This window comes from Actinokineospora sp. (genome assembly GCF_050699995.1).
In the GTDB taxonomy this organism is placed as follows: Bacteria; Actinomycetota; Actinomycetes; order Mycobacteriales; family Pseudonocardiaceae; genus Actinokineospora.
Genome location: NZ_JBOHGC010000247.1, coordinates 1 through 1,628, shown reverse-complemented (window position 1 = coordinate 1,628; position 1,628 = coordinate 1). Strand labels below are relative to the sequence as shown.

At 65.7% G+C, this 1,628-nt stretch carries 1 protein-coding gene; it reads right to left on the bottom strand.

From position 1 onward, the window contains the following. The coding region (locus tag ACRDSQ_RS12960; protein WP_431421227.1) for a galactose oxidase-like domain-containing protein at window positions 1-1,628 on the bottom strand (1,628 nt) is incomplete at both ends.

Here is a 1,628-nt window from a genome sequence, read left to right as displayed (position 1 = left end):
ACGCCGTTGGTGCTCACATAGAACCGGTAACCGGCGATCCGGCCGTTGGAGGAGCCGTCCTGGCGCGGCAGGTAACGGAATCCACCCACCGGATGGCTGGTTCCCATGTCCACTACCAACCAGTGCGGCGGCGGCGGACTCGCACCGACAAATCGCGTGTGCCAGAGGGTGCTCGGTTTGCCGTCTATGGCGTTGGCCGCCGGAAAAGGCGGCGAGCTCGCCGTCTCGGCGCTGTCCGCGCTCGCCACCCAACCCGTCCGGCCGATGGTATTGCCGCTCGTGTCCAGGACGTTGAGCTCGGCCGCCGAGCCCCAAGGCCTGCCGCTGACCTCCGAAACCTCCTCCAGCCTGACGTAACGGAAGCTGCCGCCACCCACGGGTGCACCCTTGGCGCTGAGCTTCATGATCTTGGAGACCGACGGCACGCCGGCCGCACTGAGCGCGAACAGCATGTAGTAGCCCGGCGGAGCGATGTTGGCGTTCAAGGGCGAGGTGACGGTAAACGAACCGCCGCCAGCGGGCGCCGATTGGAGCTCCAGGAACCGTTGGTCCGTATTGACGGTGTGCGTTGTCGAGGACAGGCGCACGAACGTGAACCGAGCCACGTCGCCGGTCGTGGAGATCGAAAACGGGGCGTTATAACCGACGACGGTAGGCGCGCCCTGAATGACGGGGCGCGGCCCCTGGAAAAGATAAGGCGGACTATAGATCTCCCCGTCGGCATGGTTGACGCCGCAGTCCCCGCATAGGCCACCGCCACCCGAGAACACCCGGCCATCCGGCAACAATACCGCCGTTGAATGGTAGGTCCGCGGCGTAGCCTGCCTCGCCATCGTGGCCCACGTCTCCGTGCCCGGATCGAACATCTCCGGGAAGAAGACGGCGGCGGTGTCGGAAAATGCTTGCCCGTCGCCTTTTCCCCCCACCACCAGGACCCGCCCGTCGGGTAATACCACACCGTTGGCGTAGCTACGGCCGTGTTGCATCGATGCGATCTTCCTGGTGCTGACGGCGCTATTGATATCGATCACATAAGCGTTGGCGCTCGCCGGGGGCTGCCCTCCGGCGGCGTCGTAGCGTGGACTGCCTCCCGCAGTCAGGATCTTGCCGACGTCGAACATGACCGTCACGTTGTTTTGCGCGTAGATGTCATCACCGCGACGGCCGGCGAACTGGACACTCCCGCCGCTGGCGGTGTCATACCATTGCATATTGGGCGTGGGGCCTGCGGCGAACAGCCTGCCGCTGGGCGCGACCAGGACCTTGGGATGCTGCTCGCTGCGGGGCATATAAGATCCCCCGTCCCTCGTCATGGGTGTAACCGGCGCACCGGCCAGCACGCTCCAGCCGACGCCGGGGGTCCAAAGCTCGCCGACGCCATCCTCCGGAATGCCGCCGAGCGTGAACACCCCGCCGCCGGGTAACGTGGTCGAAGCGTTGTACCAGCGGCGGCGGCTCATGCTCGTGCCGCGCGCCCATTGATTGGCGCTGAAATCGTAGATGCTCGTGGTGGTCACTTGCGGCCCGCCGCCGTTGACCAAGAGGCGCCCGTCCTCCAGGAAGGCGGTACCCGGGCAGAACATGTCGTGATTGGTCTGTGTCACGAGAAACTCGGTGACCTGGCCGGT